Genomic DNA, 25188 nt, shown 5'->3' with positions numbered 1-25188 from the left:
GTGCACATAAATAGTGTGGCCCATTCCTACGCCGGTATAAGCCGGATCAGGTTCTAAGGGTTCGTCATACAGACATCTCAGTTCAGGTTTTACTGAACACCCCTTGGCGATCACGATTATAAACTAACTTCACCATGAATACACGAGCAGCGATACAATTTGATAACGCAAAAATATAATTGATTAACTTTATATTAAATCTCAGTAATCATGTCTCTTCAAGTTCTCTGTAGCGTGGCTTAATTTGAGAAAGCTTCGCGCACATAAATCTCAAATCGAATACCTTGTGTATTGGGCGCTACCGCACCCACTTGCAACTGCTGTTTACCATGTAATTTAACCGACTTCCAACTGCTTGCTTCATCCTCAACTGTAAATCCGCTAGCATCGTACCAAGTGAACTTATATTGTAGACGTAGGTCAGTGCTCGATTTGCTCTGAATTAGCGCCGATGCTTTGATTAAGTCAGCAACCATGACAGATGAAATATCCACAACACTGACATCACTGGCAAAAGAGCTGCTATCGACTCTAACCTGCCCGCTTGAGTCTACCGAAATACCTGCCGTGTTATGCGCACAGGCGCTAAGCAACAATGCTAATGCGAACACAAATATTGACGTTATTTTTATGCTATCTCCTTATTTGCTGTTAATGTAAAGCGTGGACTTAATCTATCAAAAAATGTGCTCTGGCAGTGGCTATCAATTGTTTACGGTTTGTTTGCCAACAGTTCATACTGACGTTAGCCACACGGCGGCCTTGGCGAGTAATTTTACATTCTGCAAAGGTATCTTGATGTAAACCTGCGCGTAAATAGTCAATTGAGAAATCAACAATTTTAGGTACTTTCTTGGCTTGCATAAATACCATTAATTGCACAATTGCCGACATTTCCATAAACCCAGCAATCACTCCGCCATGTATTGCAGGTAAAATCGGATTACCAATGTTGTCATCTTTAGCCGGCAGTCTAAATACCATTTCATCACCAAAACGGGCCACTGACATGCCAATAAATTGTGAGTAAGGTACTTTCTCAAGTAGGTAACTATAATCATTCAGTTCAATGGCACGTTTAACCACATCTTGAACATCTAAACCCTTTTGTGTCTCTATTTGGGTTGGCTCACTCATGATTTCGCCCCCGGTAAATTCCCCATTAACACTTGACGAAACTCTTCGCCGACCATTTCTGGACTAATTCGCATAAAAGAACCCACCGCGTGAGCGATAGGTTCATCAATACTGTCTTGATATGCTATCGCACGGGTAAAAGCAACGCTTGACGATAAACGATAGCATTCAGCAAAGGCATAAACTGATTTATGAGGCTCTGCAGGTTTCATGTAATCGACACGTAAATCCAATGTTGGAGACAACTCTAACGATTGGTACTTCTTCAAAATGGCGCATACCACGGCTGTGCCACAAGCGGTATCTATCAAGGTTGTGATCACCCCACCATGAATGACTCCGGTGTCGGGGTAACCAATAATATCTTGACTGTAAGGTAACTCAATTAACACATGATGCTCACTGGCTTCTTGCACTGAAAGCCCTAAACGACGGCACTGAGCTAACTGGTTGACAAAACGGGTGGCAACTTCAGTTAACGGGAAAAAATCACTGTTAATTTTCATTATCCACGACTCAGCATTGGGCCTAATGGTTTACCCCCTAAAAGATGCATATGAATATGGTACACCTCTTGACCACCATGCTTATTGCAATTCATGATTAAGCGATATCCATCTTCAGCAATACCGGCTTCATCGGCAAGTTTGGCCGCTACTGTTATCATCCGCCCTAATGCTAATTCATCAGACGCTTTAACATCATTTGCTGTCGCGATTAAATGATTGGGAATAATCAGAATATGCGTAGGAGCTTGCGGAGCAATATCCCGAAATGCGGTGACTAATTCATCTTGGTATAAAATATCCGCTGGAATTTCACGGCGGATAATTTTGCTAAATATGGTTTCTTCGGCCATTTGGATGCCCTCATTAGATAACTGCATTGATGCTATTGATAATACTATCAACTCTTTGAACTATCACTCCAGTAAAAACGCTTTTTATGGGTAATATTTTGCCTAAAATGGGATTCGTTTGCTTAAGTGAGTCAATTTTGGCAGCATTGGTTATTATAGCTCAATCGTTTTGATTGCGACTTGCCACTCATTCGGAATTCTTTATGCATTATCATATTCATGCGGTCGACCCAAAAGCTCATTTATTTGAAGTGACCTTTACGCTAAAAAACGCCAATCCATCTCAGATTTTTTCATTACCAGCATGGTTACCTGGCAGCTACATGATCCGCGATTTTGCCAAAAATATTATTGAAATTGATGCCAAAGAGAATCTACAATCGCTTGCAGTCACTCAATTAGATAAACAAACATGGCAATTGAATAACCAAGGCAGTGATATCACTCTGTGTTATCAAATTTATGCATGGGATTTGTCTGTTCGCACTGCACACCTTGATACTAATCATGGCTTTTTTAATGGCAGTAGTGTGTTTCTAGCGGCTAATGGTCTTGAGTCTCAACCACATATCGTCACCATGGCTAAACCTGCACTTGCAGAATTAGCTCATTGGACGCTAGCCACCAGCATGACTAGAGCATCAGGTGAACAATTTAGCTTTGGTGATTTTAGCGCTGAAAACTACGATGACTTAATTGACCATCCCGTTGAAATGGGTGAACTGACCATTGAAACCTTTTTCGCTGCTGGTGTGCCACACGATATCGTACTCAGTGGCAAACAAAGAGCAAATATGGCTCGATTAGCCAAAGATTTACAAGCGATTTGCGAATATCAAATTAATTTATTTGGCACTCCAGCACCCTTTAAGCGTTATGTGTTCATGACAACCGTTTTGGACAATGGTTTTGGCGGTTTAGAACATAAAGCGTCAACAGCGTTAATGTGCTCTCGCAACGACTTACCTTTGTCACTCGATGCGCCAGTAGATAAAGGTTATCGCACTTATTTATCACTGTGCAGCCATGAATATTTCCACTCATGGAACGTTAAACGGATTAAACCTGCTGAGTTTACGCCATTTGATTTATCACAAGAGTCTTATACTTCTCAATTGTGGGCGTACGAAGGTATCACGTCATATTACGATGATTTAATTACCTTTAAATCTCAGTGTATTGATGAGAAAGGTTACCTTACTTTACTCAGTCAAATTATGACTCGAGTATACCGAGGCGAAGGTCGCTTTAAACAAACCTTAAAGCAATCAAGTTTTAATGCTTGGACTAAGTTTTATAAGCAAGATGAAAATGCCGCCAATGCCATCGTCAGCTATTATACTAAAGGCGCATTATTTGCCTTGTATGTAGACTTAACCATCCGTATTGAAACCCAAGGAAAACATAGCCTTGATGATGTTATGCGTCAACTTTGGCAACAATATGGTTTAACGGGTGTTGGTACTGAATCGTCAAGCCATCAACAGATTGTTGAAACGCTATTAAATCGTCCTTGTGACGATATCTTTACTTATCTCGATAACACAGACGATTTGCCGCTAAAAGAATTACTGGCTCAAGTGGGTGTAGACATGAGTTTACGGGCCAGTGAAGGTACAACTGATTTGGGTGGTGCTGAAGCCACTGGTTATAAAATTGGTTTTGGCGCTAAAACAAAAGTGGAATCATTAGGGTTAAAAATTCTAACGGTTAGCCAACACAGTCCTGCACATCAAGCGGGATTAAGTGCGGGTGATTTATTGATTGCAGCAGACAACTTGCAGGTAACGAGTCAATTTGAACAGCAACTGCAAAGTCGAACCCTTGGCGAACAAATCACTTTGCATTTGTTTAGACGAGATGAATTGATGCAAGGAACATTAACGATTAGTGAAGCGGCTTTAGACACTATTTCGCTTAGCATCAACGATGCGACTAAAACACAATTATGGCTTGGTTAATACGGATAAACAATTCACCGATTTGAGAGTTAATTTACTGAATATTTTCAATATTATTCACAAATCGCAATCAAAACTGTAAACAAAAAAGGATATCAATTTGATATCCTTTTTTATTAACCTTCTCTATTAATATACAAATGTATCAATACGACTAGCTTTGCTTAATCCGTTCTAATACTTGATTTTCAGTATGTGCCTCTAACCAATATTTTTGTAATGTTGGGTTTTTTACTCCAGATGCTGCATCAAGTAAATTCCAAGCTCGTTTCCAAATACCGTCAGCAATCATATGCACGACCGCACTTTCTATCGCCGCGGCAATACACAAACTCACAGGTTCATTTGAGGTATAACCCACTTCTGATTCTAATAATTCTTGCGCATCAATAAATTTAAATACACCAGCAGTAATTTCTTTTGAAATAACGGCCTTAGTGGTTGTCACACTGCTTAATAATCGACCGGTACGGATATCAACCGCACGTAAGTTAACCGTTATGCTATCGACACGGTATTGACCCGATACGCCGATTCCCAAATAACGAGCGCCTGCGCCACCGGTTTTAATATTAGTGTCGTAAGCTACTATGCCACCTTCCATCAAAATTTGAGCACTGTTTAATTGTGGCAACTTACTCGCGTCACCATTGAGTCCTGCACGAACAATTTTTCGTTCTGTCAGTAAATTTTGCAATCCTTCACGCTCAACAGGCACAAACCAAGCAGAATCATTGAGCGCCTGAGCTAAGAAAGCGGTTCCAGACTGAGGTACAGCGGTTGAAAAGTTACTCGAAGGTATCGGCTTGTATTGGCCCGTTTGATCACGGAAATCATACACTGCAGCCACCATACTTCCTTGGGGAGATGGTAAACTCACTAAATCGTAATAAGTTTCGCCTTTTGGCATTAAACTCGTGGTTGCTTCAATACCGTCGAATTCACTTTCTATCGATGAACACGCGCTCAAAGATAAAATAAATAAGCTAAGCACTAGTCTTTTCATGATTAGCCCCCTGTTGTTGTGCCGACAATACCACCAACTTCGATGATGGTCGTCTCGCCGGTTAATAAATCAGTGATGTGAACCAGTAACGATCCATCTTCATTGACCACATTTATCTCAAAGTCATCGGTTTTTAAATAACCTTCACCACCATTTGCAGCATCATTAAACAGTTGACTCATTAAGCGTGACTGTAATGAACTTGCAAGCCTGTCAAGCGCTGTAGGGGCTACATAAGAGGAGCCACCTTGATGTTCATTTTGCGCTGACGCATTCGCCAGTAAATAACTACCATTAAGGTAACTCCCCCCAAAAGAAGGATTAACTGGGGTATATACCAGTTGCGTCGCAGCTAAGGGAAAACTAAATGATGTTATTGATAAGATTAATAATAATTTTTTCATATGCATTCCCTGCTAAAACTCATCAGGAGCAAGATCGGGGTCTGAAAATGCCGCCCATTTTGCCTGTTGTTGATATTGCAACAAGGAAGCATTTACCCGCTTTGCTGCCATGTTCGCTTGTGCATCAATATTTCGCGATGCTGGGGATAAAAACGTCACAAAAACCGGCTTGCGATTATGCAACACTAAAATTTTACTACCACTTCTTGCTGTGGCTTGCTCTACAACAGTGAGCCCCGAGTGGTTGCTCATGCCATTGATATCACGATAAGCGCTAACAAATTCTCTATAAAAACGGTGGCCAAATCTTGTCATGGCTCTATTTAAGATTAACCCATCAATTAAATCAGCTTCACGCTTAGGTTTTGCATCACTGACACTCACTACAGGTTCAGTTGAATGCAATAAATTCTCTTGGGCTTTTGAAGCGGAGGATTCTGGAATAACTTCATCTGTGGTGGGTGCAATATTAGCTTTAGTAAACTCTGGAACATTAACGTCAACATCTTTACGATCATCAGCAATAGCATCACTTAACAAAACTGCCTGACTAGCCATCAGGCAAAGGAGTATCACTGATGGATATTTCACACTCTCACCTCATGCATGTGAGTTTGCGCCCAAGCAATGGCTTGACCACGACTAGACACACCAATTTTTCGAAACGCACGATAGAGATGCGTTTTAATGGTGGATTCACTGACAAATAGTTGATTAGCGATATCGAGATTTGTGCTGCCAGACAACAACGTTTGTAATACCTCACGTTCACGAATGGTCAGTTGCTCACTGTCATCGTCATGGTTAACACTCATTAACGATTGATAGAGATCTTGAGGGATGACACTACGGCCTTTTAGTATTTCATTTAAACCGCTACTAACATCAGCTAAATTAGCATTGGTATAGAAGACACCTGTTGTGGTCGATGGATGAATTAAAAATTTTGCATCAACTTGTTTAGGGAAATTTAGAAAAACGGTACGAATACCACAATATTCACGTTCAATAACGCGTTGTAGTTGATATGCTTGCTGAAGATCAATTGTTGCTAAATCGAAAACCACCATTGAGTTGGTTTGTGTGGAAAGTAACTTAGACATATTACCTGGCTGAGCCTTGGTTAGTTTAACCAAAAACTCTTGTGGCCAGCGAGAATCGAGTAAATCGATTAACAACTGTGAACGCGATACAATCATCCAATTTTCAACTTTAAACATTCCTAACACTCCATGTGGTATGAATAAACTGTGATATCAATAAATAATATTGATACCTAGTCCGTATCAATGTTTATAAGTTTAGCAAGTGGATTACCGTATAACAATTAGTCAAAAGGGTGCTTGCGCACCCTTCATTATACTTTTGTACTACATCCCTTGAACAACAGTAACTGAGTTACCGTAGCCAATTGAAGTTACATTAGCCGTATTACTCGCATCAGTTTGAGTAATTGATACCATGTTGTTACCCGCACCATTAACAAAAACATCTGCATTATGTAATGTACCAGTTTGAGAAATCATAATATCATTATCAGTACCTAACCAAGACTCTGCGATAGCAGTATTTAGATCCCCAGTTTGGTCGATATCTACTTCTGATGAAAAGTCTGATGAATCAGCATAAGCTTTGTTTTCATTACCGATTTGATCGATGGTAATTACGTTTTCAGCACCATATGTTCCAGCGCCTACATTAGGACCATAATAATTATTTGTTCCTGGCAAATTACCAACATAGTTATTATTACCTTCTTGATTAATCGTAACAGTGCTATCACCACCTAGTTCAGTTGAGGCGCCAGCATAGTTCTCGTTACCAGTTTGATAAATGAATACATCATTATCATGGCTATCTGTTCCTTGTTCAACAATTGCAGTATTGTCACTACCAATTTGTTCGACTAATGCGCTATCACCTAAACCGTCCTGCATAACCGTTGCTAAATTACCCATTCCAGAGGCTGAACCACTTTGAGTAACAGTTGCATTATTATCCACATTAGTTTGGTCAACATTTGCTACGTTGTCATATTCAGACTGGGTAATGGTTGACATATGGTCCGAACCGACTTGATCGATAGTCGCAGAATTGCTAAAACCACTTTGATAAACTAAACCAGTATTTAAGGTGTTCCCACTTTGACTTACAGAAGCGTAACCATCCTGGCCTGATTGACTTACATAAGCAGTATCATTATCACCTTGTTGATCAACATCAGCTTCGTTGTTTTCACCAGTTTGATAAACATCTGCTTGATTGTCATTACCGTTTTGATAAACATCAGCAAGATTTGATAGAGCTGTTTGTTCAATATAACCTGTATTATCATTGCCTGTTTGTGTCAACGTTGCGACAGTATCATCTGTATTAGCACTGTAACTAGTGTTTTGAGTATTTTGGTAAACATCACCATTGTTACCTGCACCTGTTTGAATAATTGATGCTTTTGCTGAATCAGAATCATCTTGATTAATGTAAGCATCATTTCCCCCCCCAACATTTTGGATAATAGTAGCATCGGCAAAATCGGACCAATGGTTACGAATCTCAGCAATATGTTCATTACCATTTTGATCAATCATTGAATTTGAGCCATCACCATCATCTTGTAGTATTTCAGCGCTATTTAAATTACCCATTTGAAGCACAGTTGCTGCCGCATTTGCACCATTACTAAACTGCTGTTCAATATTTGCATCGTTATCTATACCATTTGTGTCAATGGTTGCGGTTGCGGTCTGAGTTGTATTATGCTGAACAATATGACCTTCGTTTAATGATCCCTGTTGGGTTATAAAAGAATCTGAATCTGAGGTATTATATTGATTAACAGATGCATTATTACTCGCGCCACTTTGAATAACTGTCGCATCATTATCAGTACTATTTAATTGCTGATTAACGACAACTGAATTTTCCGCACCACTCTGATTCACATTTGCAGTATTACTATCGCTTGCATAAGCCCCTGCTGAAGTAAATATCGCTGCTGAGATTAATAACGCTAATTTAGAATGTTTCATCTTCGTATTTCCCTTTACTCTTAGTTAGATAAGCTTCCCTGGGTCACAACAACATGTTGTGATACACCCCATTGGGTCACACTTACAGCATTTCCGGAGCCGTACTGCTGGATCCAAATCGCATTTTCACTACCTGTCTGATTTATAATGGCTAAATTGTCCGTTCCAATTTGACCAACATCGGCCATCAGGCTAGAACCAAATTGGTTAAGTAAAACAACATTATTAAAACCAGCTTGTAGTATATTGGCTTCGATATCATTTCCTGACTGATTTGCAATGGCATAATTATTTGTGCCCTGCTGTGTAGTGAGAGTTTGATTATTAAAGCCAGATTGAGTTGAAATAAAATGGTTGTTACTACCAAGTTGATTGATATTAACCAACATATCATCGCCAAATTGATTTACATTAGCTTGATTACCAATCGTAGCTAATTCATCAACATCGCTAATATCTTGGCTAACACAAGGAGATGAGGATATGCACAAAGCAAAAGTTAACACCCCTGCTTTTGCCGTTAAGCGATAATTATTTTTACGCTTTTTCAAGGTCATGCTTCCTGCCCCTTGTGCGATGTTGGTGACAATTTAACTAAAAAATTGAATAAATCATCAATCATCGCTGTGCCATTGATAGTGTCAATATTATGGCGTCTTACAATTGAGCACGAATCAACCCACAGTATTAAACCGTGATAGACCTTAAGACTAAATGACCTGCCCCCCCCTACCTTTGTACTATTAAAATAAAAATAATCATTAAATAACAGCACCTTAATTCTCACCCGCGACTATTTTTAATTGATAAATCTGTTGAGGACGGGTAAAAATATTTATCAAAATTTGGTATAAAGCTAACGAGTAACTCATCTATTTAAGCAATGATTAAACATAGAAACAACATGATAGAGGTCATTTAAGTAGAACCCACTTCCATGAATAATCCATTAGATCGGTTTCTGGTTTTGCATGATTGACACGCCAACGGGCTAACTTTGATCGTTCAACAAATTTTCTTGAGCTGTTGAGACAATTGATTTTGGTGTCACATTATCGGTTGTTGGTGCAATTTCCACTTTGTAAACGTAGGGCCTTGATATCTGTTGTTAAATATTGAGCTTGCAAAACTATCAGCGAATGTATCTATTACGACTTCAAAAAATGCCAATCTTAAAAATATCAAAGTGAGATTTTTAAGATTGGCACAATATCTTTAATTATTAATGTGTAAATAAAGAGGGTGCTTACACACCCTTCTTTTACTTTAGTACTACATGCCTTGAGTAATGGTCACTGTATTACCAAACCCAATGCTGCTTACAACTGCTGAGTTATTCATATCGGTTTGGGTAACATAAACCACATTGCTACCATCACCAGAGACATATACATCAGCTAAATGATTGCCACCAGTTTGATCGATAACAATTTCGTTAGCTTCGCCCCATTCAGATTCAGCATATGCTTCGTTATGATGTCCAGACTGGTCTATATCAATAACTGATGACAAATCAGCAGCATCAGCATAGGCCTTGTTATGATGGCCATCTTGATCAACTATAACGACATTATCGGCCCCCCACGTTCCAGCACCGATCCCTTCACCATAAAAGTTGCTCCCATTGGGTTTGCTATTAACTTCATTATGATGCCCAGTTTGATTTACTGTAACGGTACTTAATCCGCCATCGTCAGTTGATGCACCTGCATAGTTATGATGACCCGACTGGGTGATTGTAATTGTGTTATCAAAACTGTACTCCCCTTGAAACACTACGGCTTCGTTTGCGAAACCCGCTTGCGCAACCGTAGCGGTATCATCCATACCCTCTTGGTCTACAGTCGCACTATTACCAGAACCTGAATTACCGTTACCGTTGCCATTCCCAAGAGTTAAAGAACTTTGAGTCACTGTCGCAGTGTTGCCTACATTGGACTGATTGACGGTTGCAACATGCTCAAAGTCCATTTGCATTACCGTTGCGACTTGATTTAAACCATATTGGTTAACTTGAGCTTCATGATTACCGCCATTTTGTGTCACATGTGCATCATGAGATTCACCATTTTGATATACATCAGCCATGTTAGACAAACCTGCTTGCTCAACTAAACCTATGTTACCATTACCTATCTGCTCTAATGTTGCGACCGTATCATCGCTACCTGAGCCGCCATAATTCTGGTTATTTTGCAATATATCACCATCGTTGTTTGAACCAATTTGGGTTAACGACGCACTTGCAGCATCTGACGTTTCCTGTTGAATATAAGCATTATTGTTAGAGTTGCCGGATTGATTAATGGTTGCATCTGCATAATCTGACCAATGATTATAAACTTCAGCAGTATCCTCACTTCCAGTTTGATTAACCGTAGACTGTGCACCATCACCATCATTTTGAGTGATGGTTGCTAAGTTACCGTTGCCCATTTGATTAACAGTTGCTTGCGCATTTTCACCATTAAAAAATTCTTGTGTTATATCTGCTTCGTTACGGTCACCAACTGATTTTACAAAGGCACTAGCTGTACTTGTTGCATTATGTTGGTCAATCAAAGATGTATTATCATTTCCCTCCTGATTTGATGAAGCTTGGGAGTTTGCCGTTTCTGCCTGTAAAATAGTTGAAAGATTATTATTACCGAGCTGCTCAATAGTTGCATTATTAGCAACACTATTGCTTTGTTGAACAACCACCGCGGTATTTAGCTCTCCCTCTTGACTAACATCGGCTTCGTTACTGCCTGCATACGCACCAGCAGAGGTCAATAAAGCTGCTGAGATTAATAAAGCTAATTTAGAATATTTCATCTTTGTATTTCCCTTCATTTGGTTGAAATAAATAACTCAAATTAATTACTCTGAGTCACGCTAACGTTTTGCATTGTTCCCCATTGAATAACGCCAACAGCACTTCCATAACCATTCTGCTGGATCATAATGGTATTATCACTTCCGGTCTGACGAATAACTGCTAAGTTGTGTGTTCCAATTTGACTCACATCCATTAGCAAATTGCTTCCTGCCTGACTGGCAATAACTCGATTACTAAACCCTGATTGGTAGATACTGGCTTCAATATCCGTCCCGGACTGGAATACAGTAACGCCATTGAATATGCCTTGTTGATGAGTAAAAATTTGATTGTTGTAGCCAAATTGACTTGAATCAAACTGATTATTGAAACCGCTTTGATTTAAATTAATGGATAGTGCATCACCAAACTGAGTTACATTGGCTGTATTATTAATGCCTATGGCAAGTTCATTAATATCACTCAAGTCTTGTTGGCCAAGGCTAGAAAACGACATCACACACAGAAAAATAGCAAGAACCTCAGTTGTTGCATTAAGGTAATATTGATGTTTACGCTTGTTCAAGGTCATATTCATGTCCCCGGGTTATTAAACATCAAGAACATCTTATTCATGTCGCTTAATAACTTTTACATTCATTGTTTCGATATTGTGGCTCTGTCATACCACATTCGAATCAACCTTGAGTATTAAACCAACATAGACCTATAGGTTATATTAATTCCACCCCCAGACTTAATTGCAATAGCTCACCTAATAAATTGATCTAAATCAATTTTATGTTAGTTTTTTGAAAATAAAAAACAACACATATGACAAAAAAATTATTTTCGAATAATGGAGTTTTTTAAAATAATTAATGCTATTTACATTTTTTTGATGTAGGCGGATAGTTGATATGAATAGCGCTATTTATATAGATAGTGCTATTGATATAGATAGGGTTATAAATAATTATTTCGATGTGAAAAGTTATCACATAAAATATAATTGTTTATTAATAAGTTAATTTATTTATACGCATTAATTTACTACTCACTTGTAAGCTTTATGTTTAAAACGCACTCTCATAATCAATTATTCAGCAAAGAAGCCACTAAACATATAAACAACACGATTGAAATCACTTGCCAAAAACGTACTGGGTTGCGAGTTATAATGGGCACATAATCATTTATTGTGTGATTCGCTTTGGCAGTGGTTAATTGATGAATTAATTCACAGGTATCCGCTTGGCGTAAATTAGGTTCAACATTGAGTGCTTTTTTTAATGCTACGTCAATCCACTCTGGCACCATTGGGTTTAATTTATGTACACTAATATATTCTAAACGTTGGTAATCCTGCCGCGTTCGGCATTTCTCGAGTTTGCCTTTAAAAGGCAATTGCCCAGCCAACATCTCAAAAGCAATCACTGCAAGCGAAAATAAATCGGCACGACCATCGGCCTTATAACCCAGTATAACTTCAGGGGCAGTGTAATCAGCCGTACCCAAAATACGATCTCGAGTTAACGGACTACTAATTTCTGCCACGCCTTTGATATAACAAGAACCAAAATCAATAATTTTAACCACGCCATCTCGGGTGATAAAAATATTATCCGGTTTTAAATCTTGATGCAGCGTTTCGCGACGGTGAAATGCTCTTATCCCTAATTCGATTTGTTTTAGCAACAGTAACACCTCTTCTACTGGGGCCTTTTTATGTTGAGTTAACCATTCACCTAAGCTTATCCCCGATAAAAACTCGGTGACATAATACAAAGCGGACTTTATGTTATGTTGCTCTACAACCTTAACGACATGAGCACTGCTAATGCGCTGCCCTACCCAGCTCTCTAACATAAAGCGCTCTATGTAAGCGGCATCATCTATGTAATTGACGGAAGGTGTTTTCATGCAAAAGACTTGGTTTTGCCCATTGACGACTCTATACACTTGGCTGCGTTGTGATTGATGAAGTATATGAGTTACCTGATATCCATCAAGCTTCATTCCAACGCTAAGTGGGGGGGGGAATGGTTGACGCGACAAGCTTTGATACACATCATCGATAGCTTGTTTAGGTAATTGTCTGACACTTAATAACTGCGCACTGAGATTATCTTTACTGCCTAAATCGAACGCCTTTTTATTCAACGCTAAGCAGAATTGTTCACACAAATCATCGCTAAGCGTTGGATGTTGCTGACAAAGAGCCGTCAATTTTCGGTGTATTTCAAATTCAGTGAGTACGTCATGAACTCCATCCGTTGTCAGTAAATAGAGGTCGTCAACTTCAACTGACAAGGTTTTATAGTCCACATCTAATTTAACATCCATCCCCAAAGCACGAGTAAGATATTGGTTTGATGAGTTAATATTAGTACTGTGATCATGAGTTAATTGCAGTAATTCGCCTCGGCGAAAACGATAAATACGTGAATCGCCCACATGCAACATGTGCACTGAACAAGACTTAAATACCAATGCACTAAAGGTACATACAAAGCCACGTCTGGCATCGCGATAGTCTTGCCCCAATCCATACAGCCAACGGTTTAATGCTGTTAATACTTTGGTACTCGATGTTTGCACACTCCAAGTTTCTGGGGTCGAATAATAATCTGCAAGAAAATTACTAACACTAATGGCAGACGCATGAGCCCCACCTTCAGCGGTACTGACACCATCACTGATAACACTAACAACACCTTTCGACGTAAGTGGTATCCCTGAAGGAATACGAATACCTATGGCATCTTCATTTTGCAGTTTACGTCCTTTTTCAGAAGCTTGGCCTACAACAAGCTGCAAAGTTGCAGCAAAAGGAAGCATGGCATCTACACTATCCATCGTTTGTTCTAATGACTCTGAAGCCATAAAACCTCTCACTCTAAGATTAAGCTGTTTTATCAATATAAAAACTCAAATTGCTTAAACATAAACAATTTGAGTTTTATGGCACTATGTTGCTCTGGCTACTTTACTCGAGCACTAACTTACGCTGATTAAAGTGACTTCGCCTTGATCGTTTACTTCAGCAATATGACCTTTGGGTTCTTTCATAAAAAATAATGTCACAAAACCAAATACGGCACTTATCGCAATCACATAAAAGAAAGTTTGAGTGGATACGATAGAATATACGGTTAAGAAAAACACTGCACCGACGTTACCATAAGCCCCTGTCATACCCGCTATTTGCCCTGTTAAGCGACGCTTAATCAGCGGCACAGCAGCAAACACAGCCCCTTCGCCACCTTGAACAAAGAATGAACATGCCATAACGACTGCGACAGCCAAAGGTAATGACCATGACGAGTCGATTTGTGCTACCGACAAATAACCAATCGCTAACCCTGCAGTTAATATTAACAAGGTGGTTTTACGACCAAACTTATCACTTAACCAGCCACCGCCAGGACGAGACATTAAATTCATAAAGGCATAGCTTGATGCCAACATACCCGCTTGTGCCATGCCAAGCTCGAACGTTTCTGCAAAAAAGAGTGGCAACATCGATACCACTGCAAGCTCAGAGCCAAATGTAGTGAAATACAGCACATTCAATACAGCAACTTGCTTAAACTGATAGCGTTCAAACTCAGGTACTTCCATTGAAAACAAATGTTTATTCACTTGGTATGTTTGGTAAAAATCGAACAAAAACACCACCACCAACCCAAGATAGATAAGGTAGGTTGCATCTTGAGTAAACATACTCACACCAGCAGGAGACAGTTTCCAACCTAACAGCGCTAGCGTGGCATACATTGGTACCTTCATAATGATCAGTAACACATAGTCACTTTTACTGGTCACTTCTAAGCCGCCGCCCTTTTTGGGCTTAAAGTAAGTCGAACCTTTTGGGGTATCGGTCACATTGAAATAATAAACAAATGCAAACAACAAACTCATTAAGCCGGTAATGCCAATGGCATAACGCCATCCGTCTGGGCCACCAAAAGCAAGTGCAACGGCAGGTAACGTAAAGGCTGCCGCAGCTGAACCAAAGTTACCCCATCCGCCATAAATGCCTTCTGCTGTACCTAACTCTTTTGCCGGAAACCATTCACTCACCATACGGATACCAACCACAAAACCAGCACCAATAAAGCCAATCAGAAATCGGGCTAAGGCTAACTGCTCAAAAGTGTCGGCTACCGCAAACATAAAACAAGGGATTGAACAGATACCCAATAAGGCAGAATAGGTGATCCTTGGACCATATTTGTCGGTTACCATACCAATGATAATCCGCGCCGGGATTGTTAATGCCACATTGAGGATCAACAAGGTCTTAATTTGTGATTTAGTCAGCCCTAAACTGTCGGCGATCACGCTAACAAGTGGCGCTGCGTTAAACCACACAACAAAGGTGATAAAAAACGCCATCCAACTTAAATGCATGATTTTCATCTTGCCGTGGAAACAGAAAATATTAAATTTTTCAGCACTCATATTGCACCCCTTTATGACTGAGCCAAGACAAAAACATTGCCTTGTTCAGTTTTAATTTCGAATGGTTTAACCACTAAATCAACATTTTCAATACAACGTCCGCTATCCAAGCGGTAATGTTGTTTATAAAGCGGCGAAGCAACACAAAGCTCACCATCGATTTCACAAATAAGTCCTCGGGACAATAAACTCACACCACTGGCAGGATCTACATTATCAAGGGCAAATAAACCGTCATCCCCTAAATTGAAAATGGCAACCGCACGTCCTGCTACCCAAGCCGCTATTCCGGTGCCTTTTGGCATGCTTGCTTCGCTACACACATTGACCCAAATCATGCTAATTCCTCCGCAGCGAGTTGTGCTGCATCGTCTGTAATATCGTTAATAGCTATCGTTCCTGCCCCTGCGTCTTTAATACTCGGGAAACGTTGCTCACGAATTCGTTGGTAAGCACTGGTATCTGCTTCTGGCGCATCATTTGGATTAACAAACTCATTAAAGCGCGCCAAAAAGGCCGGTTGTTCAAGGCTGGTTTTCCACTCACATTGGTATGTCGCGGCAATATGGTCCATCTGCTGCTCTAAGGTCGAGTTAATCCCCAATGCATCGTCAATAACGACTGATTTTAAATACGCTAGACCACCTTCTAATGAATCCATCCAAGTCGAGGTTCGTTGTAATTTGTCTGCAGTTTTGACATAGAACATCAAAATGCGATCGATATATTTATAGAGATCTTCAGTGGATAAATCAGTGGCAAACAAATCACCATGACGGGGGCGCATACCGCCATTGCCAGCAACATACAAGTTCCAACCTTTGTCGGTTGCGATAATGCCAATATCTTTGCTTTGTGCTTCAGCACATTCACGAGTACATCCAGACACAGCAAATTTTAATTTATGTGGACTGCGTAAGCCCTTGTAACGGTTTTCTAAATCAATCGCGAAACCAACGGCGTCTTGCACGCCGTAACGACACCAGGTGCTGCCAACACAGGATTTTACCGTGCGCAATGATTTACCGTAGGCATGGCCTGTTTCAAAACCAGCATCAATGAGTTTTTTCCAAATTTCGGGTAGCTGCGATAACGTTGCGCCAAACATATCAATACGTTGGCCACCGGTTATTTTAGTATAGAGGTCATATTCTTGGGCAATTTGGCCCATGGCTATCAGCTTAGTTGGGGTAATTTCACCACCAGCGACTCGCGGCACAATAGAGTAAGTGCCGTCTTTTTGGATGTTGCCTAAGTAAGCATCATTGGTGTCTTGCAATTGCACATGACTGCTATCTTGATTCAACACATATTGGTTTTCTAAGCTAGCAAATATGGACGCGGCGGCAGGTTTACAAATATCACAGCCATATGTATGACCACTAGCTGAAGGTTTTCCATGCTGAGTGATTAAGGTATTAAAATCATTAATGCCTTCGACTTGGCATAAGTGATACAAGGCTTGTCGGTCATGATCAAAATGGGCGCAAATTCCGGCATTAAAATCGAGTCCTGCAGCTTGTAAGGTTTGATCAATAATTTTTTGAACTAACGGCGCACAACCACCACAACCCGATGCCGCACGGGTACATGCTTTAATCTCGGCGATTTTATGGTTGCCAGCGGTCACGGCCCCAACAATGTCGCCCTTGGTTACTTGATGACAAGAACACACTATAGAAGTGTCTTTTAAATCGGCTTCGTTTTCTGCACCGGCTAGCAATAACTCAACTGCGGAACCTTCAATCTCGTCTTGAGACAAATAGCTATCAAGCAAGCGGCTGTAATCGCTGTTATCACCAATCAGCACTGCACCTTTTAAAAATTTACCGGTTTCGTCTAACCATAATTTTTTATAAATACCCGCTTGGTTATCAGATAACTCAACAAACTGTGCGTTATCAAAACCACGGCTAGCACCAATAGCGGCCACATCAACACCCAATAATTTAAGTTTGGTACTCATGTCTGCGCCGGTAAATGACTGCGACACGCTATTAGATGTTAATGAAGCAATATGCGAAGCGACCACTCGGGCCATTTGGTAACCAGGTGCAACTAAACCAAATATTTTTTGTTGCCATAACGCACACTCACCGATGGCATAAACATCGGGCGCTGAGGTTAAACAGTAATCGTCAATTTCAATGCCCCCACGTTCACCGATACAGATATTTGAAACTCGAGCTAATGAATCTTGTGGACGAATACCGGCAGAAAACACAATCATGTCAGTTTCAAGATAAGACTCATCATTAAAGGTCATTCGGTGCATTGCCGTTTCACCGTCAATAATCGCAGTGGTGGCTTTTGAAGTATGTACACTCACGCCGAGCTGTTCAATTTTACTGCACAGTAATTCACCCGCTTTATCATTTAGCTGAACGGGCATCAATTGTGGTGCAAACTCAACAACGTGGGTTTTTACCCCGAGCTGCATCATGGCATTGGCGGCTTCTAAACCTAATAGTCCACCACCAACAACCACCCCAACTTGACTGTTTTGAGCTGCGGCCTGAATCGATTCAAGATCTTCAATGGTGCGATACACTAAGCATTGAGCACGATCGTTACCTTGTATCGGTGGCACAAATGGAAATGATCCCGTTGCAAGCACTAAGCGGGTATAAGAATAATGATCACCTTGCGCGCTAGTCACCGTTTTGGCGGCAATATCAATTGCCGTAATAGGTGTGTTTAAGTGAAGCGTAATGCCCCAATCTTGATAATCTTGCGCGCTGGTTAACATCAGTGGATCGGCGCTACCGGTCTCGAAATATTTTGACAGCTGCACTCGGTCATAAGCTGGACGCGGCTCTTCACCAAACACGTGCACATCAAACGTTTTATTGAGACCTAAACTGCACACTTGCTCAATAAAATGATGACCAACCATGCCATTACCAACGACCACTAACTTGGGTTTTGAGACTGCCATATCCAACTCCTTCATGCCTTGGACCGTAAAAAGCAAAATGGCGCCAACTCCGCTTAAGGAGTTGGCGCCATTGCCTGTTGAGATCCAAATTTTTAAAATAAATTGTTGAGGTAAACGACCCCGTTAATTGCTGCCATTCACACTATCGTCAATCTGATACTTTGTTCATTATATGTATTGTTTGCAGGCTCTAAGCCAACTACAAAAAAGACTTAAGCTATTGATTTATTAGCCTTAAAAAATCAACAGCCTTTACTAAATGCTCTACTGTTGTCCATCTTGGTCACAACCGCACCAAAGTGAGGCGCACCATCATTGTTCACTGCGGTGTTTAGTGATTTTGACTTACCATGATGCTGAGTCACAATAGCAATAATTTGCGCTGACATTTGAGCTAATGACAAACCTTTTTGCATCGCTTGTTGTTGAATAATCTGGTGCGCTTTGGTTTCATCGAACCCTTGCTGCATAACGATAAGCTTGGCCTGACTAAGTAGTTTTATACTGCGGATTTCATCATCCAGTTTCTTAAATTCGGCGAGTGTTTTACTCGCTGCATTAAAACGTGCTTGGGCCAAACTAATGACACTGGTTAAACGATTAACACTTAACATCTCAGGAATAAAAGTGATGCGACCACAATCAAGTAACTCGGTTAATGCTGTCTGCTGCCATGTTTTGGCATTGACAACTATCACCATTGGCTTATTGGTTAATGTACGCTGAATAAGTCCTTGGATTTGAGCGTGCAATGTGTCGGTTAATATCAACAAGGTATCAAATGTTTGTTGATGTAATCGTTGCTCAATTTGGCTCACAGAAGTTAACACCGTGACATGTCCAAACGCTGCCAAACAAGCTTGGTACTTTACAACTTCACAATCGACCACTGGCACAGCTGAAAAACTCAGGTCACAAAAAATTAAACTGCGCATAACCACTCCTCGTTCAGCCATTTGGCTAATGGATTGTCTGTTGAACTGAAGCGGTTTGCCCAACATTGTTGACTCAAGTAAACGGCTTGCTCCGCTGCCATAATCTTTTGTGAATTTGATTTGTGTGAAATGGATTCTGGTGAAATTGATTCCTGTGGAATAATCGCTGTATTTAATTTGTGGTTAAGTAATAACAATACTGCAGCCAACGTTGCCGTCATACTGCTAAGCGCCTGCTCAATCATGGTGCGCGACATTAATGATATCAGCGCATCAGCAGAAAAAGGCTCTTTTTCGCGCCATAACAGCGCAAGAATGTCGCTAGATAATTCAGCTTGACCCACTTTTGCACCAGAAAAGCCTTCTAATAACGTAGGGATAGATAAGCTCGATACCGCTATATTATCTGTCTGTCCGTTGACGACAGTTATCGTGGTAGCCACTCTTGGATTACACTCGGTTTCACCTTGTAAGCCTTTAAAAATAGCCACACTGCCGGCGTGATATTCGCTTTTCTCAAATAAAATTTCGCATATTCCTTGGTGTACCGTATCTAACCCAGGGTGAAAATAACTGCGAAGGCTTATTGGTGCATTAGTTGGGTTCATGCAACGCGCTGCGGTTTGAATCAAACTGCGTAGACCTAATTCTTGATGTAATTGACGACACTCATCTAACACTGGTGCTAAGTCACCGGCGCATACGTAAACAATGTTATCTGAATGCAACGCCGCTTTGGCCATTTGCGGTGTAGTACAACACGCAATATTAAGCGACGCTAAACATGATTCAACATGGCGGCGATGAGGTAGAGCTTGGCTGTCACCGTGTAACATCACTCGAACACCCTGTTTTGCTAATAACTTAGCGACGAGTAAAAGCCAAGGTAACTGCTCGCGCTTGCCCGCATACACAGGCCAGTCGATATCGACCTCAAGCGAATGCCAATCTTTGTCTACAGTGCGACGTAAACCGGCCACCATGCCTGATATTTCTTCAGTCGTCTCGCCGCGCACGCGCATGAGCATCATGGCACTGGCCATTTGTGCGCGCGTTGCTTTTCCTTTAGCAAAACCTTCAAGCAGCAAACATGCCTCGTCAAACGTTAATGCACGAGAGCCTTTTTCGCCCTTACCTAATGCTTTTATCAACAAACGAAAGTCAAACTCATCCACGGATGTCAGCGTTAACTCACCTATTTTAGGCATATAAAGCCTCGTACCCATATTCTAATGGGGGTTGTGTTGCAGCTACATCAATATCGGCAAGCAAAGCATTCAGCTGTTGACCAACAGACACCACGTCACCAATGATGATTAACGTCGGCCCAGAGTCTTTAATGGTTAACGCGGCATCGGCCATAGAAGCGACTGTGGCATAAGTAACAATTTGATTCGGTCTTCCACCATTGGTAACAAATGCTACCGGCAGATTAGCGCCACATTGAGCATCGAGTAACCCAATTGAAATGCTTGGTGCTTGTTCTTTACCCATATAAAACACTAACGTAGATTGCGCCGCTAACAATGCTTGCCACTGAGTTGGAGCATTGGCATTATCGGCATCGGTCATTTTGGTGCCGGTGATCAGCGTGACACTACGGGCCATACCACGATACGTTAATGGAATGCCGGTACTTGATGCACAACCTAACGCTGCGGTAACACCTGGAATAAATTGCGAACGGATACCATTTTGTGCAAGGTAAAGCGCTTCTTCTGCACCTCTACCAAAAATATGCGGATCGCCGCCCTTTAAGCGCACCACTTTTAATCCTTGCTGCGCCAATGTCAGTAATAATTCATTAATATCGTCTTGCTTTTTACTCGGCTGACCACAGCGTTTACCCACAAAGTGACGCTGACAACTAGGGGTTACTAACGTCAAAATGTCACTACTCACCAGGCTGTCAAACACCAACGCTTCAACTTGTGCCACTATTCTAGCGGCCTTAAGTGTCATTAACTCTAATTGACCACAACCCGCACCAACAATAGCCACATCACCCGCGTGTAATTCATTTGCGGCATGCCCTAAAGCATTTATAGATTGATGACCTTTTATCATTGCTTCTACTGTTTTCATTAGGCTACGTCCTCTGCTACTGATGGTTGATGGTCAATGTCGGAATAAGATTCGCAATAAGATAAGGCATCTTTCCAACTCTGCTTGGCACACTGCTTAACTTCACTATGACAACTGCCACATTGACGGCCGCAACCGAGTAATAACTGGGTGCTATCTAACGCCTGCTCAAAACTGATATTCGCTAAACCGTCACTCATCACTTGGTCGTTAAATTGTTGATTGATTTCGTCGTTAATGTTCGCTTCGGTTACCCCTGTACAAGCGCAGATTAACGGACTATTTCCGGCTTTTATTTGCTGATGTAGCTGTTTAATTAACTGTTTATCGACAGGCTTACCAATAAAATCATTCATCTGATATAGGGCCACATTCACTTGAGTATGAGACAATACTTTTAATGCCTTAAGTAATCCTTTATCCATATTGCATTGGATATATAAAGGCTGGCCAACTACCGTTAAAGTCCATTTTAGTGAATGCGCTGTTGCTTGGTAGGCAAAACTGTCGTCGGTATCGGTAAAACCAATGTGATGACACACTCCGTTCTCTAGCGTTTGTGCAACTTGCCAACATAGCCCGTGAGCAGAAGAGTCGTGTTGACCAAAAACCACCCCTTGCAGCGCAAGTTCAACAGGGGTTAATGTCACGGGTTGACACTTAAACCCAGGTTGTTTTGATATTGGGTCGACACGTGCATCTAATGCTTGATTCACGCCTTTTGTCAGCGAAAACTGTGCAGACCAATGCATTGACATCAAAGCCATATTTGTCGGTATGTCATCATCGACAACAGCGCGAGCCATCGTGAATGAGGCGTGGGTAAAAAGGTCGGGGTTAGCGGTCTCTGTGGAGTATTGTTCAATTTGATTTTGAATAGCTTCAATGCGGACCAAGCCACCTTCTGTTAACGACAATGCACTGAGTTGTGATGAATGCAGGTGAACGACAGGCTCAGGAATACTGGCTCGTAAGCTAGCAATATGTCCGGTGCGAGTCATGGTATGCCACTGATCTCGGCTTCGGCCAGTGTTTAATAACAAGGTGTTACTCGGTAATGATTGTTGCGGAACACTAACAACCGCAGGCGTAACAAACTGCGCTTTACCCGTCGCGGTAGCAAATTCACCTAGGCCGAAAACACGCACGTTTTGTTGACCAATTTGAGTTGCCGAAGCAATAGGCCATTGCGTCGGTGCTAGTGCATCATATTGCGCTTTGGATAACTCTGTTAGCCCAGTGAGATCAAACACCTTAGTTGGAAAAACCTGTTTAACCTTCGCCGATAAGGCTGCAAACTCGCTAAATATGCTGGCATTGTCATCAAACTCAAAACCATCAAAGCCCATTTTCTTAGCTACTTGGCTAACCGCCCACCAATCCGGTTTAGTTTGGCCTTTGGCTGTGATAAAGCCACGTTGACGCGTAATAGTGCGCTCACTATTAGTGACGGTACCGCACTTTTCTGACCAGCCTTGCGCGGGGAGTAATACATCAGCAAGTTTGGCGGTATCAGAATCAGGACTGATTTCAGACACGACAACAAAAGGACAATCTGCTAATGCCCGTGCAATTTTTTCACTGTTGGGCAAAGACACCACAGGATTTGTGCCCATAATCCAAATCGCTTTGATTTTACCTTCGGCAAGGGCATCAAACATCTCAACTGCTGCTAAACCTTTTTGATCTGCAACACTGTCAACTTGCCAAAAATCAGCTAATAACTGTTGCTCCGATTGTGAAAACCCCATATGACACGCTAACTGAGTGGCTAACCCACCGACCTCTCGGCCGCCCATGGCATTGGGCTGCCCAGTTAACGAAAAGAATCCACAGCCAGCTTGACCAATGTGTCCTAACGCGAGGTGGCAGTTAATCATCGCATTGGTTGCATCGGTGCCAATGGTTGACTGGTTAACCCCCTGACAAGATGCCGTAAGTACTTTTTTATTGTTGGCTACAAGTTGATAAAATTGCGTCAGCTGAGTGACTGAAACACCGACTTGCGTGGCAAGATCGGCTAAATTGGCACTTAATTGTTGCGCCTGCAAAACCACAGTATCAAAGCCTTCTGTATGTGCGGCAATATACGCGTGGTCGACACGATTTTGATCTGTTAGGTAACCGAGTAAGCCATGAAATAATGTTAAATCAGCGCCCGGTTTAATGGCTAAATGTAAGTCTGCTTGTTTTGCTGTGGCTGTTGATAACGGGTCGATTACCACTAACTGAGCATTATTAGCTTTTTTTGCGGCTAAAATTCTTTGAAAAAGAACGGGATGAGTCCAAGCGGTATTGGCGCCGACTAGCACTATGACCTCTGCTTGTTCTAAGTCATCATAACAACCTGGCACTACATCCTCACCAAAGGCACACTGCATTGCGCTCACTGCTGACGACATACATAAGCGTGAGTTAGTATCGACGTTAGCCGTTTTTAAAAAGCCTTTAGCAAACTTGTTGGCAACATAATAATCTTCAGTGAGTAATTGGCCAGAAAGATACAGTGCGACTGAATCTGGACCATGTTCTGCAATGGTTTGCGCAAAGGTATCAGCAATTAAGGTGCTCGCCTTGTCCCAATCAAGTGGCATACCAGAACGAAGTTTAGGGTAACGCAGTACATTGGGTTGGGCTAAACTGTCGAGTAAGCGTTCACCTTTGGCACATAAATGACCGTAATTAGCTGGATGCTTGTTGTCACCGACTAGTATTAAATCTGCAGCATCGACATCGGTCCAATTCGGTTTATTTGAAGACACGCTAACACCGCATCCGACACCACAATAAGCACAACTTGATTGGACCACTGACATACATCTACCCTTTCACTTTGACTATCTCATGGGTAAGGTACTGCGAAAGCTGTGCCAGAAAATTAACTTACTGATTTATAATAGAAATGGATATTTAGATAAATAAAGCATTACAACATTTGCGCAACAAAAGTGCATTAACTGCGCTGTTATGTAGCGCATCTAATTGAAATCAAAAGACTTTAAATACCTATAAAGAGGTATAAAAATAAAAGTGAGATGTATACTCTTGAGGAATAAAAACAAAAATACCGACATTATGTCGGTATTTTCAAGCTATCTAAGATAACTTATTTTGCAGTACGGCCATCATCGTGGCATGTATCACATGTTGGCTTTTCGCCTACTTTTGCTTCATGTGGTGCATGACAATCAGCACACATAAGTAACCCATCATGTGGCTTATGGTTATCATCCATTTCAGCTAGTGAACCATGACAACTTTGACATTGTTCAAATTCATAAGCGCCATCTTTTGATGGTTCACCATCAGCGTGACAGTTTTCACAGCCACCCATTTCAACGTGAAACTCTGCGAGGGTCTCATCAGCAGCAAATGATGCAGAAGACATCATCATTACCGCGAAACCAGCCGCAAACAATGCACTTAGTAGTTTATTGCTCACTATTCATTCCTCCAATTTAGTGTGTGTCCGCATTCTTTTATCTGACGCGGATCAGCACACTGCAACACGACACTTTGCTTAAGGGTTATTCAACAACTTTGTTTATAAACCGTTTATCAAAGATT

General features: G+C 41.2%; 22 protein-coding genes and 1 riboswitch. Of the genes, 1 reads left to right on the top strand and 21 read right to left on the bottom strand.

The annotated features are described in order from the left end of the window. Nucleotides 1-6 precede the first annotated feature (6 nt). A riboswitch (TPP riboswitch) is annotated at nucleotides 7-114 on the bottom strand. Between the two features lie 125 nt (nucleotides 115-239). From HNW13_RS04805 to hinT, 4 genes are read right to left on the bottom strand one after another with little or no spacing between them, the layout of a single operon-like run. Then, nucleotides 240-632, bottom strand: a complete 393-nt coding sequence (locus tag HNW13_RS04805; protein WP_192115179.1) for a YcfL family protein — start codon at nucleotides 630-632, stop codon at nucleotides 240-242. Between the two features lie 37 nt (nucleotides 633-669). Beyond that, a complete protein-coding gene (locus HNW13_RS04800) occupies nucleotides 670-1137 on the bottom strand; it encodes a PaaI family thioesterase (RefSeq protein WP_101086830.1) in 468 nt (155 codons plus the stop codon). Further along, nucleotides 1134-1643 carry a PaaI family thioesterase gene (locus HNW13_RS04795; protein ID WP_101086829.1) on the bottom strand — a complete coding sequence of 170 codons (510 nt, stop codon included), beginning with the start codon at nucleotides 1641-1643 and terminating at the stop codon, nucleotides 1134-1136. The genes HNW13_RS04800 and HNW13_RS04795 overlap by 4 nt, the downstream gene beginning before the upstream one ends. After that, nucleotides 1643-1996 carry a purine nucleoside phosphoramidase gene (hinT, locus tag HNW13_RS04790; protein ID WP_162023370.1) on the bottom strand — a complete coding sequence of 118 codons (354 nt, stop codon included), beginning with the start codon at nucleotides 1994-1996 and terminating at the stop codon, nucleotides 1643-1645. The genes HNW13_RS04795 and hinT overlap by 1 nt, the downstream gene beginning before the upstream one ends. A gap of 203 nt (nucleotides 1997-2199) precedes the next feature. On the opposite strand from hinT, the gene HNW13_RS04785 reads away from it, so the two are divergent. Further along, nucleotides 2200-3957 carry a PDZ domain-containing protein gene (locus tag HNW13_RS04785; protein WP_192115121.1) on the top strand — a complete coding sequence of 586 codons (1758 nt, stop codon included), beginning with the start codon at nucleotides 2200-2202 and terminating at the stop codon, nucleotides 3955-3957. A 154-nt stretch (nucleotides 3958-4111) separates the two neighbouring features. Here HNW13_RS04785 and HNW13_RS04780 read toward each other — a convergent pair whose 3' ends face one another. From HNW13_RS04780 to HNW13_RS04700, 17 genes are all read right to left on the bottom strand, one after another. Continuing rightward, entirely contained in the window at nucleotides 4112-4963 is an 852-nt protein-coding gene (locus tag HNW13_RS04780) for a CsgG/HfaB family protein (protein WP_011636991.1), read from the bottom strand. A 2-nt stretch (nucleotides 4964-4965) separates the two neighbouring features. Then, a complete protein-coding gene (locus HNW13_RS04775) occupies nucleotides 4966-5367 on the bottom strand; it encodes a curli assembly protein CsgF (RefSeq protein ID WP_192115122.1) in 402 nt (133 codons plus the stop codon). 12 nt (nucleotides 5368-5379) lie between these two features. Then, a complete protein-coding gene (locus HNW13_RS04770) occupies nucleotides 5380-5958 on the bottom strand; it encodes a curli production assembly/transport protein CsgE (RefSeq protein ID WP_244262860.1) in 579 nt (192 codons plus the stop codon). Beyond that, nucleotides 5955-6587, bottom strand: a complete 633-nt coding sequence (locus HNW13_RS04765) for a LuxR C-terminal-related transcriptional regulator (protein WP_011636988.1) — start codon at nucleotides 6585-6587, stop codon at nucleotides 5955-5957. Before HNW13_RS04765 ends, HNW13_RS04770 begins: the two co-directional genes overlap by 4 nt. 150 nt (nucleotides 6588-6737) lie before the next feature. Continuing rightward, nucleotides 6738-8396 carry a curlin gene (locus tag HNW13_RS04760; protein ID WP_192115123.1) on the bottom strand — a complete coding sequence of 553 codons (1659 nt, stop codon included), beginning with the start codon at nucleotides 8394-8396 and terminating at the stop codon, nucleotides 6738-6740. Nucleotides 8397-8416: 20 nt separating this feature from the next. Continuing rightward, on the bottom strand, nucleotides 8417-8947 hold the full coding sequence (locus tag HNW13_RS04755) for a curlin (protein WP_192115124.1): 531 nt from the start codon (nucleotides 8945-8947) through the stop codon (nucleotides 8417-8419). Between the two features lie 721 nt (nucleotides 8948-9668). After that, nucleotides 9669-11213: a curlin gene (locus tag HNW13_RS04750; protein WP_192115125.1), complete on the bottom strand. Its 1545-nt coding sequence runs from the start codon at nucleotides 11211-11213 to the stop codon at nucleotides 9669-9671. 41 nt (nucleotides 11214-11254) lie between these two features. Beyond that, entirely contained in the window at nucleotides 11255-11788 is a 534-nt protein-coding gene (locus tag HNW13_RS04745; protein WP_192115126.1) for a curlin, read from the bottom strand. A gap of 503 nt (nucleotides 11789-12291) precedes the next feature. Beyond that, entirely contained in the window at nucleotides 12292-14082 is a 1791-nt protein-coding gene (locus HNW13_RS04740) for a bifunctional protein-serine/threonine kinase/phosphatase (RefSeq protein WP_243756168.1), read from the bottom strand. Between the two features lie 114 nt (nucleotides 14083-14196). Further along, the gene (locus tag HNW13_RS04735; protein WP_192115127.1) at nucleotides 14197-15663 is read right to left on the bottom strand and encodes a NarK family nitrate/nitrite MFS transporter; all 1467 of its coding nucleotides are present in this window, start codon (nucleotides 15661-15663) and stop codon (nucleotides 14197-14199) included. Nucleotides 15664-15674: 11 nt separating this feature from the next. Then, nucleotides 15675-16001, bottom strand: coding sequence for a nitrite reductase small subunit NirD (gene nirD / locus HNW13_RS04730; protein WP_101086822.1), 327 nt, complete (start codon nucleotides 15999-16001; stop codon nucleotides 15675-15677). After that, nucleotides 15998-18601 carry a nitrite reductase large subunit NirB gene (nirB, locus tag HNW13_RS04725; protein ID WP_192115128.1) on the bottom strand — a complete coding sequence of 868 codons (2604 nt, stop codon included), beginning with the start codon at nucleotides 18599-18601 and terminating at the stop codon, nucleotides 15998-16000. Before nirB ends, nirD begins: the two co-directional genes overlap by 4 nt. Before the next feature lie 242 nt (nucleotides 18602-18843). Next, complete coding sequence (locus HNW13_RS04720) at nucleotides 18844-19536, bottom strand: ANTAR domain-containing protein (RefSeq protein WP_192115129.1); 693 nt, start codon at nucleotides 19534-19536, stop codon at nucleotides 18844-18846. Beyond that, entirely contained in the window at nucleotides 19524-20744 is a 1221-nt protein-coding gene (locus HNW13_RS04715) for a glycosyl transferase (protein ID WP_192115130.1), read from the bottom strand. The genes HNW13_RS04720 and HNW13_RS04715 overlap by 13 nt, the downstream gene beginning before the upstream one ends. Next, the gene (gene cobA, locus HNW13_RS04710) at nucleotides 20737-21621 is read right to left on the bottom strand and encodes a uroporphyrinogen-III C-methyltransferase (RefSeq protein ID WP_192115131.1); all 885 of its coding nucleotides are present in this window, start codon (nucleotides 21619-21621) and stop codon (nucleotides 20737-20739) included. The genes HNW13_RS04715 and cobA overlap by 8 nt, the downstream gene beginning before the upstream one ends. Then, nucleotides 21621-24437, bottom strand: coding sequence for a molybdopterin-dependent oxidoreductase (locus HNW13_RS04705; RefSeq protein WP_192115132.1), 2817 nt, complete (start codon nucleotides 24435-24437; stop codon nucleotides 21621-21623). The genes cobA and HNW13_RS04705 overlap by 1 nt, the downstream gene beginning before the upstream one ends. A 290-nt stretch (nucleotides 24438-24727) precedes the next feature. Beyond that, a complete protein-coding gene (locus HNW13_RS04700) occupies nucleotides 24728-25063 on the bottom strand; it encodes a cytochrome c3 family protein (RefSeq protein WP_011636975.1) in 336 nt (111 codons plus the stop codon). Between the last annotated feature and the right edge of the window lie 125 nt (nucleotides 25064-25188).

Origin of the sequence: Shewanella sp. BF02_Schw (assembly GCF_014596695.2) — a bacterium.
In the GTDB taxonomy this organism is placed as follows: Bacteria; Pseudomonadota; Gammaproteobacteria; order Enterobacterales; family Shewanellaceae; genus Shewanella.
Note: the sequence above shows the minus strand (reverse complement) of the source record. Positions and strands in the feature narration are given on the sequence as shown.

Bases quoted from the DNA above. Each gene is read 5' to 3' on its own strand.
- nirB (WP_192115128.1), bottom strand. From the start codon at position 18,601: ATGGCAGTCTCAAAACCCAAGTTAGTGGTCGTTGGTAATGGCATGGTT.
- HNW13_RS04715 (WP_192115130.1), bottom strand. From the start codon at position 20,744: ATGCCTAAAATAGGTGAGTTAACGCTGACATCCGTGGATGAGTTTGAC.
- HNW13_RS04800 (WP_101086830.1), bottom strand. From the start codon at position 1,137: ATGAGTGAGCCAACCCAAATAGAGACACAAAAGGGTTTAGATGTTCAA.
- HNW13_RS04740 (WP_243756168.1), bottom strand. From the start codon at position 14,082: ATGGCTTCAGAGTCATTAGAACAAACGATGGATAGTGTAGATGCCATG.
- HNW13_RS04775 (WP_192115122.1), bottom strand. From the start codon at position 5,367: ATGAAAAAATTATTATTAATCTTATCAATAACATCATTTAGTTTTCCC.
- hinT (WP_162023370.1), bottom strand. From the start codon at position 1,996: ATGGCCGAAGAAACCATATTTAGCAAAATTATCCGCCGTGAAATTCCA.
- cobA (WP_192115131.1), bottom strand. From the start codon at position 21,621: ATGAAAACAGTAGAAGCAATGATAAAAGGTCATCAATCTATAAATGCT.
- HNW13_RS04795 (WP_101086829.1), bottom strand. From the start codon at position 1,643: ATGAAAATTAACAGTGATTTTTTCCCGTTAACTGAAGTTGCCACCCGT.
- HNW13_RS04760 (WP_192115123.1), bottom strand. From the start codon at position 8,396: ATGAAACATTCTAAATTAGCGTTATTAATCTCAGCAGCGATATTTACT.
- HNW13_RS04785 (WP_192115121.1), top strand. From the start codon at position 2,200: ATGCATTATCATATTCATGCGGTCGACCCAAAAGCTCATTTATTTGAA.
- HNW13_RS04765 (WP_011636988.1), bottom strand. From the start codon at position 6,587: ATGTTTAAAGTTGAAAATTGGATGATTGTATCGCGTTCACAGTTGTTA.
- HNW13_RS04780 (WP_011636991.1), bottom strand. From the start codon at position 4,963: ATGAAAAGACTAGTGCTTAGCTTATTTATTTTATCTTTGAGCGCGTGT.
- HNW13_RS04720 (WP_192115129.1), bottom strand. From the start codon at position 19,536: ATGCGCAGTTTAATTTTTTGTGACCTGAGTTTTTCAGCTGTGCCAGTG.
- nirD (WP_101086822.1), bottom strand. From the start codon at position 16,001: ATGATTTGGGTCAATGTGTGTAGCGAAGCAAGCATGCCAAAAGGCACC.
- HNW13_RS04735 (WP_192115127.1), bottom strand. From the start codon at position 15,663: ATGAGTGCTGAAAAATTTAATATTTTCTGTTTCCACGGCAAGATGAAA.
- HNW13_RS04745 (WP_192115126.1), bottom strand. From the start codon at position 11,788: ATGACCTTGAACAAGCGTAAACATCAATATTACCTTAATGCAACAACT.
- HNW13_RS04705 (WP_192115132.1), bottom strand. From the start codon at position 24,437: ATGTCAGTGGTCCAATCAAGTTGTGCTTATTGTGGTGTCGGATGCGGT.
- HNW13_RS04750 (WP_192115125.1), bottom strand. From the start codon at position 11,213: ATGAAATATTCTAAATTAGCTTTATTAATCTCAGCAGCTTTATTGACC.